This window comes from Bacteroides sp. 1001136B_160425_E2 (assembly GCF_015559655.1).
GTDB classification, from domain to species: Bacteria; Bacteroidota; Bacteroidia; order Bacteroidales; family Bacteroidaceae; genus Bacteroides; species Bacteroides luhongzhouii.
This window is the reverse complement of the sequence record NZ_JADMQH010000004.1, coordinates 193,061-211,594: the sequence shown is the minus strand read 5'-3', so window position 1 is coordinate 211,594 and position 18,534 is coordinate 193,061. Positions and strand designations below refer to the sequence as shown.

At 41.7% G+C, this 18,534-nt stretch carries 14 protein-coding genes; 12 read left to right on the top strand and 2 right to left on the bottom strand.

Going from position 1 to position 18,534, the window contains the following annotated elements:
* Together hutH and I2I04_RS05340 are read right to left on the bottom strand one after the other, a co-directional pair.
* Positions 1-1,524, bottom strand: a complete 1,524-nt coding sequence (hutH, locus tag I2I04_RS05345; protein WP_195470231.1) for a histidine ammonia-lyase — start codon at positions 1,522-1,524, stop codon at positions 1-3.
* A 152-nt stretch (positions 1,525-1,676) separates the two neighbouring features.
* Positions 1,677-2,108 (bottom strand): acyl-CoA thioesterase, encoded by a 432-nt coding sequence (locus I2I04_RS05340; protein ID WP_143259072.1) that lies wholly within the window; start codon positions 2,106-2,108, stop codon positions 1,677-1,679.
* Between the two features lie 488 nt (positions 2,109-2,596).
* Between I2I04_RS05340 and I2I04_RS05335 the strand changes: the two genes are divergently transcribed.
* The 12 genes from I2I04_RS05335 (at position 2,597) to I2I04_RS23400 (ending at position 18,523) form a co-directional block, all read left to right on the top strand.
* On the top strand, positions 2,597-5,623 hold the full coding sequence (locus I2I04_RS05335; RefSeq protein WP_229126932.1) for a SusC/RagA family TonB-linked outer membrane protein: 3,027 nt from the start codon (positions 2,597-2,599) through the stop codon (positions 5,621-5,623).
* 24 nt (positions 5,624-5,647) lie between these two features.
* Positions 5,648-7,270 carry a RagB/SusD family nutrient uptake outer membrane protein gene (locus I2I04_RS05330; protein WP_143259074.1) on the top strand — a complete coding sequence of 541 codons (1,623 nt, stop codon included), beginning with the start codon at positions 5,648-5,650 and terminating at the stop codon, positions 7,268-7,270.
* 250 nt (positions 7,271-7,520) lie between these two features.
* A complete protein-coding gene (locus I2I04_RS05325; RefSeq protein WP_143259075.1) occupies positions 7,521-8,084 on the top strand; it encodes an L-threonylcarbamoyladenylate synthase in 564 nt (187 codons plus the stop codon).
* The gene (locus tag I2I04_RS05320) at positions 8,085-9,878 is read left to right on the top strand and encodes a chloride channel protein (protein WP_143259076.1); all 1,794 of its coding nucleotides are present in this window, start codon (positions 8,085-8,087) and stop codon (positions 9,876-9,878) included.
* 33 nt (positions 9,879-9,911) lie between these two features.
* Positions 9,912-10,883, top strand: coding sequence for a methionyl-tRNA formyltransferase (gene fmt / locus I2I04_RS05315; RefSeq protein ID WP_195654535.1), 972 nt, complete (start codon positions 9,912-9,914; stop codon positions 10,881-10,883).
* 65 nt (positions 10,884-10,948) lie between these two features.
* Positions 10,949-11,599 carry a ribulose-phosphate 3-epimerase gene (gene rpe / locus I2I04_RS05310; protein ID WP_143259078.1) on the top strand — a complete coding sequence of 217 codons (651 nt, stop codon included), beginning with the start codon at positions 10,949-10,951 and terminating at the stop codon, positions 11,597-11,599.
* Between the two features lie 8 nt (positions 11,600-11,607).
* On the top strand, positions 11,608-13,755 hold the full coding sequence (locus I2I04_RS05305; protein WP_195654534.1) for a ComEC/Rec2 family competence protein: 2,148 nt from the start codon (positions 11,608-11,610) through the stop codon (positions 13,753-13,755).
* A gap of 46 nt (positions 13,756-13,801) precedes the next feature.
* Entirely contained in the window at positions 13,802-14,839 is a 1,038-nt protein-coding gene (locus I2I04_RS05300) for a DHH family phosphoesterase (protein WP_143259080.1), read from the top strand.
* A gap of 118 nt (positions 14,840-14,957) precedes the next feature.
* The gene (locus I2I04_RS05295) at positions 14,958-15,653 is read left to right on the top strand and encodes a DUF4827 domain-containing protein (RefSeq protein WP_143259081.1); all 696 of its coding nucleotides are present in this window, start codon (positions 14,958-14,960) and stop codon (positions 15,651-15,653) included.
* Positions 15,654-15,690: 37 nt separating this feature from the next.
* Positions 15,691-17,082, top strand: a complete 1,392-nt coding sequence (gene glmM / locus I2I04_RS05290; RefSeq protein ID WP_143259082.1) for a phosphoglucosamine mutase — start codon at positions 15,691-15,693, stop codon at positions 17,080-17,082.
* A 954-nt stretch (positions 17,083-18,036) separates the two neighbouring features.
* Positions 18,037-18,243 carry a helix-turn-helix domain-containing protein gene (locus I2I04_RS23635; protein ID WP_143259083.1) on the top strand — a complete coding sequence of 69 codons (207 nt, stop codon included), beginning with the start codon at positions 18,037-18,039 and terminating at the stop codon, positions 18,241-18,243.
* Positions 18,244-18,391: 148 nt separating this feature from the next.
* A complete protein-coding gene (locus I2I04_RS23400; RefSeq protein ID WP_255553065.1) occupies positions 18,392-18,523 on the top strand; it encodes a hypothetical protein in 132 nt (43 codons plus the stop codon).
* Positions 18,524-18,534: the final 11 nt, after the last annotated feature.

The window sequence follows — 18,534 nt, the reverse complement described above, 5'->3', positions numbered from 1 at the left end:
TTATTTATTTTCTTTTTTGAGATAGTCCATCATTCTTTCTATCTCTTTGTATTTAGGTGTGTCATTGGTAAATACAGGGAAGAAGCTACGTATCTCTTCATACACCTGACGGCTTTGGGGGCTTAGACGATCCTGTATTTTCAGGTAGTCGATGGCTTGTGCCATTCCCATAAATTGAATAGCCATCACCTGATAAGAATTCTCTATGACTGTTTTTGCTAATAGAGCCGAGTTGGTTCCCATGCTGACAATATCCTGATTATCGTTGTTGTTAGGAATACTGTGCACATACATCGGATTCGACAATGTCTGACATTCGGCTGTAGTGGATGTTGCTGTGAATTGCGAAGCCTGCAAACCGTAGTTCAATCCAAGCACTCCCAAGTTTACAAAAGGAGGCAGGATGCCATTGATACGGTCGTGGAACAGATAATTGATCTGTCTTTCGCAAAGCATGGTCAGTTTGGTTACGGCGATTTTCAGTTTATCCATTTCGAAAGAGATGTAATCTCCGTGGAAGTTACCGCCATGATAAATATTTTGTGTGTCCGGATCAACAATCGGATTGTCGCAGGCGGAATTTACTTCGTTAATCAATACTTCTTCCGCATTCTTCAGTTCATCATAGATGGGACCGAGGATTTGTGGAACACATCGCAAGGAATAATAGGGTTGTACTTTGTGTTCGAAGATTTTTTCTTTGTGCACCTGATTGTATAGCTCATTCTCTCTTTGAAGTACACATTTACTACCCGCTACCCATTCTCTCATCATAGCGGCTATCTCTTGTTGACCTTTGTGATGCTTGGCCTCGTTTAATGCCTGCGCCATAAAATCATCATAAGAGGCGGCAATCTCATTCATCATGACAGAAGCGGCTACCGACCACCGGAGTAACTTTTTGGCATAAATCAGATTGACGATGCCGATTCCTGTCATCACAGAAGTACCGTTTGTGACGGATAACCCTTCACGGATGCGCATCGAAAAAGGTTGCAGACCGTTTTCCTCAAGCACAGTAGCGGCATCACGCAATTTTCCCTGATAAAAAACTTCCCCTTCTCCTATTAGCGTCAGGGCAATATGGGCCAGTTGCACGAGATCACCACTGGCACCTACACTTCCATGTTCGGGTATGAACGGATAAATTCCACGATTGATAAATTCACAGAGAAGAGATACCAGTTCCATATGTACTCCTGATTTTCCTTGTAGAAAAGTGTACAAACGGGCAATCATAGCTGCTTTTACATAAAGTTCGGGAAGTGGTTTGCCGGCACCGGTAGAATGGCTTCGAATGATATTGTACTGAAGTTCGATCAGTGACTGATCTTCTATCCGGTATTGTGCCATTGGGCCGAACCCCGTATTGATACCATAAATAATCTTATCGCTGGAAAAAGATTGCAGGAAATCGAAGCTTTCCTCTACTTTTCGGATGCATTCTTCAGAGAGTTCCAGCTTCTCATTATCGAACAATACTTTATAAAGGGTATCTAAATTTATACTTTTGTCAGCTATCATTTTCTGTACTAGATATTTTATGCCTTAATAATAAGATACAAAAATAGGCAATTTCTGTTATATAGAGGACATGAATCAGGATAAAACTTTTTCCGGAGAATTGGTTTTGCTTGTTTTGTTTCTTATTCGTGAGGGGGCTTTTCCAAATCTATCTATGCTTTTTGCAAGTCCCGTTCTTCGTATTTGCAGATCGCTTCTATCCATTCCTCTGTCAGTGGCATGGATTCATGTCTTTCAAGGTCGAAAGTAACCATAACAGACTTGCAGATACATTTTACTTCATTCGTTTCTGTGTCGATAACCCGCTGAATCAGGTGAAAACTTTTGGTGCCTATCTTAGAAACAGCAGTCTGTACGGCGATATGATCGGATGCGAATATCTGCTTGATGAAATCCGCTTCGATGTGGACAACGACAATCCCGATTTTTTCCCAATCTACTCCGGGACATACTGAAGCGAAGTATTCAGTCTTTCCTAAGTCGTAAAAGGAGAAGTAAACTGTGTTGTTGACGTGACCAAATTTGTCTACATCATTGAATCGCAATTGGATAGGTAATGTGTGATGAAATACGATTTCTTCCATTGTTTTCTCTTAAACGTTTTAAATTCGACACAAAAATGGCACTTTTGCTTTCTTGCTTGAAATTGAGGCAAAGATAGAGATTTCTAATGATTCTGCTTTCGGAGGCAAGGAAGAATTTAGTTAATAATCGTTTAAAACGGGTTTTGGGGATGTTTATTCTGACTTTTGACGTATGAAAACAATCATAGGAGACAGTATGGACTTCTTTATATCGATTATATTTAACTTATTGTCTTGTGGAATATCTCTACAATTTTGTGGATTTTTTGCACAGGACCGTTCTTTCTATTTTGTACTGTTATAAATGCTTTTTCCTTTATTATGGACGATTTATGTATTTGAAAATAAGTGATTTTTCTTGTGTAGTATAGCTTTTAAGGTTTAGTATTGTTAGTCTTTTGTTATGCATTTGGCACATAAATTGCCAAATGTTGATGGTAATCTATCCTAATAACTATTCTAATTTTAGGTCAATAATGAAAGTAATAATGAAAAACAAATGGCTATTGTGCATTCTCTTAATGCAGTTTCTGCCTTTCGGCTTATTCGCACAGGTTGCGCCTGCTCTTGAAGAACAGAAAACGGAAACACAGGAAGCCCCGGGAAATAACGAAGAAACTACTACGATCGGAAATGCTGCAACCGAAGGGGATGCTGAAAAAACGATTAAAGGAGTTATTAATGACGAGCAGGGTGAGACGATTATTGGTGCTTCTGTCATTGTTAAAGGTGAAGATACCGGGACTACCAGTGATATGGACGGTCGGTTTAGCCTCGAAGCTCCGGAAGGAGCGACCTTGGTTATCTCTTACATCGGTTATCATACACAGGAGGTGAAAGTCAGGAAGAGATCTCTTCTTCACATTGTATTGAAAGAAGACAATCAATTGTTGGATGAAGTGGTAGTAGTGGGATACGGAACTGTCAAGAAGAGTGACCTGACTGGTTCTGTGTCCGGTGTGTCCAACAGGCAATACAAAAATCAGCCTGTACAACGGGTGGAGAATATTCTTCAGGGGCGTACTCCCGGTGTGGAAGTCACTGCCACGAGTGGTATGCCCGGAGCAAGTATGAAGGTACGTGTTCGCGGAACTACTTCTATTAATAAGAGTAGCGATCCTTTGTATGTGATTGACGGTATTATCTCTTCCAGTGGTTTGGATGGTATCAACCCTTCGGACATTCAATCAATGGAAATATTGAAAGACGCTTCGTCTACTGCTATTTACGGTTCTCGTGGTTCGAATGGTGTCATCTTGATAATGACTAAACAGGGTAGTGAAGGAAAAGCGCAAGTCACGTTTGATGCATCGGTCGGGCTTTCGACTGTCAGAAAGCAGTATGAACTGCTGAATGCTTACGAATATGCGACAGCACTGAATGATATCCGCGGATCTTCTACTATCTCCGCCGAAGATCTCGATGCTTATAAAAATGGAACAAAAGGAATTAACTGGACTGACCTTCTGACTCATACTGGTATTACCCAGGATTATCGTCTTGCCATATCAGGAGGAAACGCAAAAGTGAAATACCTCATTTCTGGGAATGTTCTCGATCAGGAAGCTGTTACAATCATGTCCGATTATAAACGTTATGGTATTCGGGCAAATATTGACTCGGAAGTGAAACCCTGGTTGACAATCTCCGCAAAATTGAATGCCTCCAGTCTTCATAAACACAATGAAGGTGGAGCAAACTGGCTGCACGTCACTAACTTTTCGCCTACTATGGAACTGAAAGATCCCGAAACCGGTGTGTATAATACAGACCCGTATAACATGGTCGGCTCCAATCCTTATGGTGAAATGGTCGTGAACAATAGTGACAGTTATAGCTATAATTTAAACGCTAACCTGACATTGTTGTTTAAGATCATGAAAGGACTGACACTTTCTATTCAGGGAGGTTACGATTATGACAATAGTCCTTCTTATTCTTTCCGGTCGAAACTGGATTCACCGGGTGCTATCAATAGCGCGAGCAATATCAATGCTTTGCACAATTATTGGCAGAACACTAACAATCTGACTTGGCAGAAGCAATTCGGCGATCATAGTTTCACCGCTATGGCAGTATGGGAAATAAGCCGCTCATGGGATTCACAACTGAAAGGAACCGGCTCTAATCTGAACAATGAAAGTGTAGGGTACTGGAATCTCGGCAATGCTGCTATAAGAGATGCGAGCAATTCTTATACGGAATTCTCTTTGGCTTCCGGTATCGTGCGCGCTAATTACGATTATAAAAAACGCTATTTCATTACTGCCGCATTGAGAGCCGACGGTTCTTCTAAATTCCAGGGAAACAACAAATGGGGATATTTCCCTTCCGCAGCTGTAGCTTGGGATATTGCGCAGGAAGCATTCATGAGCAATCAGCATGTACTTGACCAATTGAAGCTACGTGCCAGTTTTGGAGTTACCGGAAATCAGGATATTGCTGCTTACAGTACGTTGGGCATGTTGTCGGGTGCCTCTTACGGCTGGGGAACTTCCACTTCTTCTACAGGATATTGGGGGAACCAGTTTGCTACACCTGGCATTACGTGGGAAAAGACTTATCAATATGATTTGGGATTGGATTTGAGTCTCGGAGGTTTTAATATAACAGTGGATTGGTTTAAGAAGCAAACGAAAGATCTGCTCTTTCAGAAACAAGTACCCAAATATAACGGGGGCGGTACCTATTGGGTTAATCAGGGGAAACTTAACAATACAGGAGTCGAAATGTCTCTCACCACTTTCCCCGTGAAGGGCGCCGTGACATGGGAAACCAGCCTGAATGCTTCTTATGTGAAAAATGAAGTGGCGGACCTTGCGGGAGATGATTTTGTACTTACTGCTAATTATAGCGATTTGGGAGGTCCCCTGCAGATTATGAAGCCTGGCTATCCTATGGGATCTTTCTATGTCTATCAATGGAAAGGATTCAATGATAAAGGTGCCAATCTTTATCAGAAAGCAGATGGCAGTCTGACAACCAATCCAACTTCCGATGATTTGGTAGTGAAAGGACAGGCAAGCCCGAAATGGACGGTGGGCTGGAATAATACTGTTACCTGGAAAAACTGGACGCTGAATGTCTTTTTTAACGCTGCTACAGGATATGACCGGTTGAATATCAGCCGTTTTATGGCGGCATCCATGACTGGTGTCTCTCGTTTTATAACCTTGCGCGATGCTTACTTCAAAGGCTGGGATCATGTTGCCAACAAAGCTGACGCTCTTTATCCGAGTCTCACTAACACTGATAACAAGAGTTATGCCAATTCGGATTTCTGGCTTGAAGATGCTTCTTTTATTAAATTGAAGAATATCAGTCTCTCGTACCGCATTCCTCGTCGTGTATTGAAGTTTGCCAGTGTGCAATTGTCTGTCAGCGCACAGGATCTCTTTACGATTACCCGCTACAAAGGAATGGATCCCGAGGTGTATACCAGTTATGACGGACTGGATTATGGTGCTTATCCGATTCCGCGGACGATTACTTTCGGTGCTAAAATCAGATTTTAAACCACGTATTAAGACAATAACCATATGAAAATAACATATACTTTTATAATGAAAGTTTTGCCTGTTCTTCTGGCAACTTTGTGCTGGACTTCGTGTAGTGATTTCCTGGAAGAAGATCCGAAAGGGCAATTGCCTTCGGATACCTATTTCAGTAACAAAGAAGACTTGGACGCTTCACTGACGGCTCTCTATTCCGTGATCGCAAGTTCACAGGCTAGTAATAACCTTTGTGGTACGAACTTTCTGGTGGGAGATGATATTTCCACTCATCCTTCCAGTAATAAACAGCCCCTCCGTGAGCATGATCAGTTTGATGTGAAAGATAACAACTCGTGGCTGTCCAGTATGTGGGAACAGCGTTTCAAAGTTATCAAGGCTGCTAATTTTATCATCAATAATGCGGAGCGTACGCCGGAGGTGTCGAAGGATGATATCAAGGTAGCTATTGCGCAGGCGCATTATTGGAGAGCCTACTCTTATTTTTATTTGGTGACGACTTGGGGGCGAGTTCCCATTATGCTCAAAGAAGAAATAGACTATAATGCTCCCTTAAAGACAGAAGAAGAAGTGTACGAACTGATCCTGTCCGACCTGAAAATAGCCGAAACCGGTTGTCCCGCAATGTATACAAAAGAACCTTATGCCAGAAACGGCATAAATATTGCCGTAAGTGAAGGAGCCGTGAAAGCAACAATGGCTTATGTTTATATGTGTATGGCGGGATGGCCGCTAAACAAAGGAGTCGAATATTATAAACTGGCTGCCGCCAAAGCCAAAGAGGTGATAGATGGTGCGGATAATGGTACCTATTATTATAAGCTGCTGCCGGAATATAGTCAGGTATATTCATGGGAATACAATAATAAGAATACGGAGCTGCTGTTGGGTATCTACTATAACAGGGATGCAATGGGTCAGGCCGCTCCTTTAACTGATTTCCTTCAGGATATGAAACAGGCCGGTTGGGGAGATACGAATGGAGAAATCAAATTTTGGATGAATTTTCCTGAAGGTCCTCGCAAAGATGCTACGTATTTCCCTAAAATCATGCTTAGCGACGGGAAACTATATGATTGGTGGTATGATACTGATCCAGCTTCCCGCGAGGTGGTTGCCCCTGTCTTTATGAAAACGGCAGAAGGAGCGGTGCGTGGAACAGAATTTGATTATACAAATCCTACCGTAGTCAATGCGTCGGGTGAGAAAACATTTCAGTTGTTACGCCTTTCGCAAGTATATTGCTGGTATGCCGAGGCGACAGGCCGTGCGGGAGAGATCAATGATCAGGCGGTCAAAGTTTTAAACGAGGTACGCAACAGGGCAGACGGTGAAGAAACTGATAAATATACGACAGGTATGTCTCCCGATGAACTGGCGGAAGCAGCTTACGATGAACATGGCTGGGAAATGGCGGGATACTATTGGGGAGGAATTGCCAGCAGAGCCAGAGATATGTTTAGGATGTACCGTTATAAAGCTCATTTTGAATTCCGTAAGCAAAATGAGCCTATTGAGGTGGCACCCGGAGTTTTCAGGAAGGAAGCAGTAACAGTCACAGGAACTTGGGATGACAGTAAAATGTATGTTCCTTATCCTTATGAAGACGTGATTTTAAATCCAAACCTGGATAACAGCTGGAAAAACTGACAGTATTTAGTATGACTTTTTGAATGATCTGTTTTTTATAGAACGATGTAGATTCTCACAATGGTTTACATCGTTCTTTCTTTTTGTATGCCTTGTGGTATCAACCTATATTATTGTTGATAGTTAAACTCTTGTCTTGTCTGCGAATAGCTGATTTGAAAGGGGAGTTTAAAAACGTCAGGATAGATTTCACTAAATGGAATAAAAGTGTTATTTTTGCGTCTTGTTCTTAACGGAAATTAATCAAGAAATGATAGAAGATATTAAAAAAGCCTGTCAGGTGATGAATGAAGGAGGAGTGATCCTTTATCCCACTGATACCGTATGGGGTATAGGCTGTGACGCGACTAATGAGGAGGCTGTGCGCCGGGTGTATGAGATTAAGAAACGTGCTGATAGCAAAGCTATGTTGGTGTTGGTGGACTCTTCGGTGAAAGTAGATTTTTATGTACAGGATGTACCTGATGTAGCATGGGATTTGATTGAAGTTGCCGACAAACCGTTGACGATTATTTATTCCGGAGCACGTAACTTAGCACCCAATTTGCTGGCCGAAGATGGTAGTGTAGGGATTCGTGTGACGAATGAAGATTTTTCCAGAAGGCTCTGTCAGCAGTTCCGTAAAGCAATTGTTTCTACTTCGGCTAATGTCAGTGGGCAGCCGGGTGCTGCTAATTTTAGTGAAATTAGTGATGAAATCAAATCGGCGGTAGATTATATCGTTGGCTTTCGCCAGGATGATATGAATAAGCCGAAACCCTCAAGTATTATTAAGTTGGAAAAAGGTGGAGTGATAAAGATAATTCGCGAATAAATGAAAGGAGAGAAACTTAGTTTATTACAGCGTTGCATCAAATGGCGGGAAGCGAACATAAAGGAGAAGCAATTTATCCTGATATTAAGTTTTCTGGTCGGAATCTTCACTGCGTTTGCCGCGTTAATATTGAAATTCTTTATCCATCAGATACAGAATTTCCTGACTGATAATTTCAATGCAACGGAAGCTAACTACCTGTATTTGGTATATCCGGTAGTCGGGATTTTTCTTGCAGGTTGGTTTGTGCGTAATATTGTAAAGGATGACATCAGTCATGGGGTCACCAAAATTCTATATGCCATCTCCCGTAGGCAGGGACGTATCAAGCGACACAATATTTGGTCGTCTACTATCGCCAGTGCCATAACCATCGGATTTGGTGGATCAGTCGGAGCAGAGGCACCGATTGTACTGACAGGTTCGGCAATCGGTTCCAATCTCGGGAGCGTGTTTAAGATGGAGCATCGCACGTTGATGCTGCTCGTAGGTTGTGGTGCGGCAGGTGCCATTGCCGGTATTTTTAAAGCTCCGATTGCGGGACTGGTATTTACCTTGGAGGTGCTGATGATTGACTTAACCATGTCTTCTTTACTTCCCCTGCTGATTTCTGCTGTGACAGCTGCAACAGTTTCCTATATAATCACCGGTACAGAGGCTATGTTTAAGTTCCACCTCGATCAGGCATTTGAATTGGAACGTATTCCTTTCGTTATCTTGCTGGGGATTTTTTGCGGACTGATTTCGTTATACTTCACACGTGCGATGAATTCGGTAGAAGGTGTTTTTGGCAAACTCAATAACCCTTACAAGAAACTGGCTTTCGGTGGTGTGATGTTGAGTGTATTGATTTTCCTTTTCCCGCCTCTTTATGGTGAAGGATATGATACGATTAATCTTTTGCTGAATGGAACGTCTGCCGCAGAGTGGGATACGGTCATGAACAACTCTATGTTTTATGGCTATGGCAATTTGTTGCTGGTTTATCTGATGCTGATTATCTTATTGAAAGTATTTGCTTCCAGTGCGACGAACGGTGGCGGTGGTTGTGGTGGTATCTTTGCTCCTTCGCTTTATTTGGGATGTATTGCCGGTTTTGTTTTCTCTCATTTTAGCAATGACTTTGCTTTCTCCGCTTATTTGCCGGAGAAGAATTTCGCATTGATGGGAATGGCGGGAGTAATGAGTGGTGTCATGCATGCTCCATTGACAGGGGTGTTCCTGATAGCTGAGCTGACAGGCGGGTATGATTTATTTCTTCCGTTGATGATCGTATCCGTAAGTTCATATCTGACAATTATTGCTTTCGAACCTCATAGTATCTATTCGATGCGTTTGGCTAAGAAGGGACAATTGCTGACACATCACAAAGATAAAGCTGTGTTGACGCTGATGAAAATGGAAAATGTGGTGGAGAAAGATTTCGTTGTCGTACACCCGGAAATGGACTTGGGAGAACTGGTGAAAGCAATCGCAGCTTCCCACCGAAATGTCTTTCCGGTGACAGATAAGAAAACGGGTGAATTGTTGGGAATTGTATTGCTTGATGACATTCGCAACATCATGTTCCGGCAAGAACTTTATCATCGTTTCACTGTTAATAAATTGATGACATCGGCTCCTGCCAAAATCTTCGATACGGATGGAATGGAACAAGTAATGCAAACATTTGATGATACGAAAGCCTGGAATCTTCCGGTAGTAGATGAGGAAGGCCGCTATCAGGGATTTGTCTCTAAATCAAAGATATTTAATTCGTATCGGCAAGTGCTGGTACATTTTTCTGAGGACTAATCCGTGCCTAAGTAATGATAACATATTTAAAATATGAAGAAAGAAGATTTAAGAATTGTATATATGGGGACTCCCGATTTTGCGGTAGAGGCCCTGCGTCAATTGGTAGAAGGCGGTTATAATATAGTGGGTGTGATTACGATGCCCGATAAACCTGCCGGACGCGGACATAAAATACAGTATTCTCCTGTCAAACAATACGCGCTCGAACAGAATTTACCGTTGCTTCAACCGGAAAAGTTGAAAGATGAGGCTTTTGTGGAAGCGTTGCGTGAGTGGAAAGCGGATTTACAGATTGTCGTTGCTTTTCGTATGTTGCCGGAAGTGGTATGGAATATGCCGCGGCTAGGTACGTTTAATCTTCATGCTTCTTTACTTCCTCAATATCGTGGAGCTGCTCCTATCAACTGGGCGGTTATCAACGGTGATACGGAAACTGGGATTACGACTTTCTTTTTGCAGCATGAGATAGATACCGGAAAAGTCATTCAGCAGGTGCGTGTGCCTATTGCAGATACGGATAATGTAGAAATGGTACATGATAAATTGATGATGTTGGGAGGAAAACTGGTTCTTGAAACAGTAGATGCTATATTGAATGGAACGGTCAAACCAATCCCCCAAGAAGAAATGGCAGTTGTCGGTGAACTCCGTCCTGCTCCGAAGATATTTAAAGAAACCTGTCGGATTGACTGGAATCAGTCGGTGAAGAAGATCTACGATTTTATCCGTGGACTATCACCTTACCCCGCTGCCTGGAGTGAACTGATTGCTTCTGAAGAAGCAGAAAGTGTGACCGTGAAGATATTTGAAAGTGAGAAGGTTTACGAATCACATCAATTGGCTGCCGGAACAATCGTGACTGATGGCAAGAAATTTATGAAAGTAGCTGTACCGGATGGATTTGTGTCTGTTCTTTCTTTACAACTACCCGGTAAGAAACGACTGAAAATCGATGAATTGCTTCGTGGTTATCACCTGGAAGATGGGTGTAAGATGAAGTGATCTGACAATAAGATAGAATAAACCGTCCCGAACATGAGACAATTAGAACCTAAAATAAAAGAATTATGAAACCGATTATCGCTCCTTCCATTCTTTCTGCCGATTTCGGATATTTGGCAAAGGATATTGAAATGGTAAACCGCAGTGAAGCGGAGTGGGTACATATTGATATTATGGACGGAGTATTTGTTCCGAACATTTCATTTGGCTTTCCGGTACTGAAATATGTAGCGAAGCTAAGTAAGAAACCGTTGGATGTGCATTTGATGATTGTAAACCCGGAGAAATTCATTCCGGAAGTAAAAGCATTGGGCGCTCATACGATGAATGTGCATTATGAAGCTTGTCCACATCTGCATCGAGTGATTCAACAAATCAGGGAAGCCGGGATGCAGCCGGCTGTAACGATCAATCCGGCTACTCCTGTGGCTCTTCTGCAAGATATTATTCAGGATGTGTATATGGTGCTTATAATGAGCGTGAATCCGGGATTTGGCGGGCAGAAATTCATCGAACATTCGGTAGAAAAAGTTCGTGAACTGCGTGCCCTGATTGAACGGACAGGTTCGAAAGCCCTGATTGAAGTAGACGGTGGTGTGAACTTGGAAACAGGGGCTCGTCTGGTTGAGGCCGGAGCCGATGCACTGGTGGCTGGAAATGCTGTCTTTGGTGCACCGGATCCGGAAGGAATGATTCGTCAGTTGCACGAACTGTAACTAATCTATTGAATTCCTTTTATATCCATCGATATCCATCTATACGCCTGCTTATCCCCTGGATAGCAGGCGTTTTTTGTGGAGATCATTTTTTTGACCGTTCATGGCTCCCTCTTTGTGGTATTCTCTTCTTTGGCTTTTTTGCAGTATTGTCTTTTGCTCTTTATTCTCTGAAACGCTATTCATTGCGATGGTGTTTTGGGGTAGCTGTCTTTGCTCTTTGTTTCACGGGAGGATGGCTTGGTATGACTGGACAATTGCAACAGGCTGTCTGTTCTTTTCCGGAAGAAGAAACAGTGTACCGGGTTTTGATAACGGATGCGCCTCAAACAAAAGAACATACTTACCTCTGTCAGGTATTATTGGAGGAACGTCGTGATACTGCGGGTATATATCCGATAGGGCATACTGCGATTCTTCATCTACAGCAAGATTCGTCTTCCTCCTGTTTGAAGAGTGGAGATGAACTGCTGATTTCTGCCCGCATTTCTCCTCCTCTCAACAATCAAAACTTTGATGAATTTGATTACGCCCGCTTCCTGATGCGGAAAGGCATTAGCGGAACAGGATATGTTGCATCCGGGAAATGGACAATCTTATCTTCAAACACACCACCTTTATCTTCTGCTAATTCATCCATCTCTTTGCAACGAGACGGAATGAATAACTTTGACCTCAAAAGTGTAGCCAGCTCTTGTAGAAGAAACATGGTTTCACTTTATCAGGAGCTGGGATTCACCGGGGATGAATTGGCAGTACTTTCAGCACTAACAATAGGAGATAAGACAGAATTAAGTGATTCGGTTCGTGAAAGTTATTCGGTGGCCGGTGCAAGTCATATTCTTGCTTTATCCGGTTTGCATATCGGACTTTTATATACAATGCTTTTTTTTATTCTGAAACCTGTTGCCCGAAGAGGAAATATAGGTAGATGTGTGCGTTCTGTTTTTCTTCTTGTCTTATTGTGGGCCTTTGCCTTTTTTACAGGGCTTTCTCCGTCGGTAGTACGTTCAGTCAGCATGTTTTCGATTTTAGCTATGGCGGATATGGTTGGTCGTGAACCTTTATCTTTAAATACATTAGCGGCAGCTGCGTGGTTGATGTTATTCTGTAATCCTGCATGGTTGTTCGATGTTGGTTTTCAGCTCTCTTTTCTTGCCGTTGCTTCTATCCTGCTTATTCAAAAGCCGATCTACCATTTGATTACCGTGAAAAGTAGAATAGGAAAGTATGTTTGGGGACTGATGAGTGTATCTGTTGCCGCACAAATAGGAACAGCTCCGCTTGTTCTGTTTTATTTTTCCCGATTCTCCGTGCATTTTCTGTTGACGAATTTAGTTGTTATTCCTTTGATTACGATTATCTTATATGCTGCTGTCGTGATGCTTCTTCTGACTCCTTTCCCATGGCTTCAGATAGGAGTGGCCGGAGGTGTCAAGAAGTTACTGGAAGGACTTAATTTCTTTGTCCGATGGGTAGAACAGCTTCCTTACGCTTCTGTAGATGGAATTTGGCTTTATCAGTCAGAAGTGCTGGGTATCTATATTGTCATCGCTTTGGTAACCTATTATTGCATGAATCGCCGATACCGGAATCTACAAATCTGTCTTTTTTCTATCTTGTTGCTGGGGGCTTGTCATGCAACATTGTATTGGCTGGATCGTCCTCGAACGAGTTTGGTCTTTTACAATGTGCGTGGTTGTCCGGCAGTACATTGCATAAAGAGTGACGGACAATCCTGGATAAATTATATGGATACTCTCTCCAATGAAAAACGTCTGAAACGCATGGCAGCTAATTACTGGAAGCATCATCACCTTCTTCCTCCCCAAAAAATAACAACTGATTGCCGGCACGCTGAACTTAACCGTCAACAGCAGATTATATCTTATCATGGTTGTCGTGTTTGTGTCATAAACGATAACCGTTGGCGAAACAAATCCACCGTTTCTCCGTTATATATTCAGTATCTTTACTTATGCAAAGGGTATGACGGCCATCTGGAAGAACTCGCACAGGTCTTTTCTTTCTCTTATGTCATATTGGACGCGTCCCTCTCGGAATACCGCAAACACCTCTTTGAGAGCGAATGCAAGAAATCCGGTCTGCGATTTATCTCTTTATCCGACGAAGGTTCTGTCCGCTTTTTGCTCTAAGTACAAAGATTTATCGTACATTTGCACCTTGATAAAGTTTAAGAGTATGTTGACGAAAGTAATTGAACAAGCCAAAATAGACCATTTCACCAAATGGTTTGAACGAGCTGACAAAATAGTAATTGTATCTCATGTTTCTCCTGACGGCGACGCTATCGGTTCTTCACTGGGATTATATCATTTCCTGGATTCACAGGAAAAAACAGTAAACGTAATTGTGCCGAATGCCTTTCCCGATTTCCTGCGATGGATGCCGGGCAGCAAGGACATTCTTTTGTATGACCGTTACAAAGATTTTGCCGATAAGTTGATAGCCGAAGCTGACGTAATCTGTTGTCTCGACTTCAATGCACTGAAGCGTATTGACGATATGGCAGATGCTGTGGCTGCATCTCCTGCACGTAAAATCATGATCGATCATCACCTGTATCCCGAAGATTTCTGTAAGATTATAATGTCTTATCCTAAGATTTCTTCTACTTCCGAATTGATATTCCGGCTGATTTGTCGTATGGGATATTTCAGTGATATCTCGAAGGAAGGCGCAGAATGTATCTACACAGGCATGATGACAGATACAGGAGGATTCACTTATAATTCAAATAACCGGGAAATTTATTTTATTATCAGCGAACTGCTTTCTAAAGGAATCGATAAGGATGATATTTACCGTAAGGTGTATAATACCTATTCGGAGAGCCGTTTGCGTTTGATGGGTTATGTACTGTCGAACATGACTGTTTACTCAGATTGCAACTCGGCATTAATCACATTGACAAAAGCCGAGCAAAGTAAGTTCAACTATATAAAAGGTGATAGCGAAGGCTTTGTGAACATTCCCCTTTCTATCAAGAATGTCTGTTTCTCCTGCTTCTTGCGGGAAGATACAGAGAAGCCGATGATTAAAATCTCCCTTCGTTCGGTAGGAACCTTTCCATGTAATCAGTTAGCAGCTGAGTTTTTCAACGGTGGCGGACATTTGAACGCTTCGGGCGGTGAGTTTTTCGGAACGATGGAAGAGGCAAAAGCAGTCTTTGAGAAAGCGCTTGAGAAGTATAAACCTTTGCTAACAGCAAAAAGCTAAAGATGGAAGGTTAAAAGTGAATATGGAAAGGTTAAAAGATACGAACTTTCAACTTCCCCTTTTCAACTTTTAATGATTTTGAGATACATTTGTACGGAATATAGCTAAATAACAGATAATGAAGAAACTTGTATTTTTATTTCTCTCTTTGTTAACCGCCGGAAGTCTGTTCCAGGCATGCGACAATTCGAAGACTTATGCAGAAATGCTGGAAGACGAGAAAAATGCGGTGAATAAGTTCATCAAAGATAATGATATCCGTGTCATTTCATTGGAAGAGTTCGAACGGGATACTGTTACAGCTTCGAAAGAAGCAGGAAATGAATATGACGAATACGTTGCTTTCTCCAATGGTGTATATATGCAGATTGTAGATCGTGGAGGAAAAGAGAAAGATAAGGATGGAGTTGAATTTATTAACAAGGTAGATACTTTTGCTAATAATAACATCATTTGTACTCGTTATGTAGAAAAGGATATGATGACAGGAGAGGTTACTTGTTTCAATGTACCTTTGGAAGAATGGATGGATGTTCCTGATTATTATAAGTTTCCATTAACATTCCGTTATGTACAAAACGCGTCTACTGTTTATGGAATCGTTTTATCCGGTAGTTTGGATTACGATTTATTATGGAATAGTAATGGCTATGGAACTGCAATTCCATCCGGATGGCTGATTGCCTTACCTTATTTGCGTAATAATGCCCATGTACGCCTGATTGTACCTTCTAAGATGGGACATACGACTGCACAACAATATGTCAATCCTTATTTCTATGATATCCGGAAGTTTGAGAAAGCAAAAAGCTAAAGCACTAACATTAGATAAATCTTTTAGTTAAAAACCTATGACTCTAATCAAATCTATCTCTGGAATCCGCGGAACCATCGGCGGAGGAGCGGGGGAAGGACTGAACCCGCTTGACATTGTAAAATTCACCTCAGCTTATGCTACTTTGATTCGTAAGACCTGCAAAGTGAAGAGCAACAAGATTGTTGTGGGACGCGATGCCCGCATTTCGGGTGAAATGGTAAAAAACGTAGTAGTCGGCACATTAATGGGAATGGGTTGGGATGTAGTAGATATCGATCTTGCTTCTACCCCGACCACAGAACTTGCTGTGACGATGGAAGGCGCCTGTGGCGGTATTATCCTGACAGCTTCTCATAACCCGAAACAGTGGAATGCACTGAAATTGCTGAATGAACATGGTGAATTTCTGAATGCAGCCGAAGGCAACGAAGTACTTCGTATTGCTGAAGCTGAAGAATTTGACTATGCCGATGTCGATCACTTGGGATCTTACCGCAAAGACCTGACTTATAATCAGAAACATATCGACAGTGTATTGGCTCTTGACCTGGTGGATGTAGAAGCTATCAAGAAAGCCAATTTCCGTGTAGCGATTGACTGTGTGAACTCTGTAGGCGGTATCATTCTTCCTGAACTTCTTGAACGTTTGGGGGTGAAACATGTAGAAAAACTCTACTGTGAACCTACCGGAAATTTCCAACACAACCCTGAACCGCTTGAAAAGAATCTCGGTGACATCATGAACCTGATGAAAGGGGGCAAAGCAGATGTAGCATTCGTTGTAGACCCAGACGTTGACCGCTTGGCAATGATCTGCGAAAATGGTGTAATGTACGGTGAGGAATATACACTGGTTACTGTGGCTGACTATGTACTGAAACATACTCCGGGGAATACAGTTTCTAATTTGAGTTCTACCCGTGCCCTGCGTGACGTAACCCGCAAATATGGTATGGAATACAGTGCTTCTGCTGTAGGTGAAGTAAACGTTGTAACGAAGATGAAAGCAACCAATGCCGTTATCGGTGGTGAAGGAAATGGTGGAGTGATCTATCCTGCCAGCCACTATGGCCGTGATGCATTGGTAGGTATTGCTTTATTCCTTAGTCACCTGGCTCATGAAGGAAAGAAAGTTAGCGAGCTTCGTGCCACTTATCCTCCTTACTTCATAGCTAAGAACCGTGTCGACCTGACTCCGGAAATCGATGTAGATGCTATCCTTGCAAAAGTGAAGGAAATCTATAAGAATGAAGAAATCAACGATATCGACGGTGTGAAGATTGACTTTGCTGACAAATGGGTACACTTACGTAAAAGTAATACAGAGCCGATCATCCGCGTATATAGCGAAGCTTCTACCATGGAGGCTGCTGAGGAAATCGGTCAGAAGATAATGGATGTGATTAATGAATTAGCCAAGAAATAACAATTCATTAACATCATCGGAAAAATAATAAAGGGAGAGCTTCACAGTCAAGCTCTCCCTTTGTTTATTATCCATCTGACAGGCAATTGCTGGTTCTGTTTAATTTTTTTTTGGTGTGTGTTTGAATAACCATACTTAAAATGATTTGTTTTGGTTATGAATCAAAATTGTGGTAGTTTGATCCATTTAAAAAAATGTTTTTGACCTTCACAAGTGTCACAGGCTCATAAGTTATAGTGTGACAGGTGTTTACTGTGATTTAAGCTTCTCTTTTTAATCCTTCACATGTTTCACACTGCGTCCCTTACTTTTTGAGAAAGAAGCCTAAGTTAAAACAAAAGATTAGATGTGTTTTTCGTATGGGAGGATATCAGAAGACGAATATGCTTGAATATTGGATTGAAATAGCCTACATAGATATTGGCCGAATGGAGTTGACCATTCAGCCAACTGTAGTCGTCTAAGCAGCCAACTATATTTGACCAAGTAGCCGACTTGAGTTGTCTATCAATAGAATATCAAAGTTGTCATATAGAGCCGACATTATATAGTGTTAAACCATATACCTTATTTACGGTTATGGTTTGATTCCGTACCGGCATGAATTTATTTTAATTTTAAGAATGTGATTGCCCTAAATCAAATCCCCCAAGTTTTCGAACTGATCCTAATTGCTTTCTCGTTTCCGGTAGCCGTATTTGTAAAGCAAGAAAGCATTTGCCGCACCGTCAATGAGCTACTACACAGTGCTTCTGTTCTGATTTTCTTTCTTTATTTTGCCACTTTCTGCTTCTAACCTTTTGGGCAGAATGAAAGGAGTATGCGGTTGTAAGTTACTTTTCTGCTTTATTTTGGCATTATTTATATTAATTCACTATATTTGCTTCGGATTATTTTGATAAATAGATGTTTGCTTCCTTCATTTCGGTGGTATAATTAGAGATTACATTGATAATGCAAAAGATTATGGCGAAAGATTTGATATATTTCTCAAGGAGCCTGATATTTATCCGGAAATATGTAAATGTGACACAGGTAGGACTAGCTGAAAAGTTAGGAATTAAGGCGAATACAATTTCCAATTATGAGAAAAAAGTGACGGCTTCGGACTTCGGGTTGCTTGTAAAACTATGTAATTTTTTTGTTTTCCTACCGATATGATGCTGAATACTTTGCTCTCTCCCGCCGATTGGGAAGCGCAGCCGGACTGGTTGAAAAATATCCGCCGGAACTTTAATTTAAATGATAGTGATGTGCCGTAAATTGCTTTAGAGGCAGTTTCCCAATGGATAGTGAGCATATTTAACCAATGGTTGCTCAATGGTTGCTCGAACTGTTCGAATACGAAGATGAGAAAATAATGGAATTGGACCGTCATATCGGATGGTTGGAATATAAGATCGAATTACTACTCCAGAAGGAGGGGAAAAACGATTTGTAATATAAAGAAAG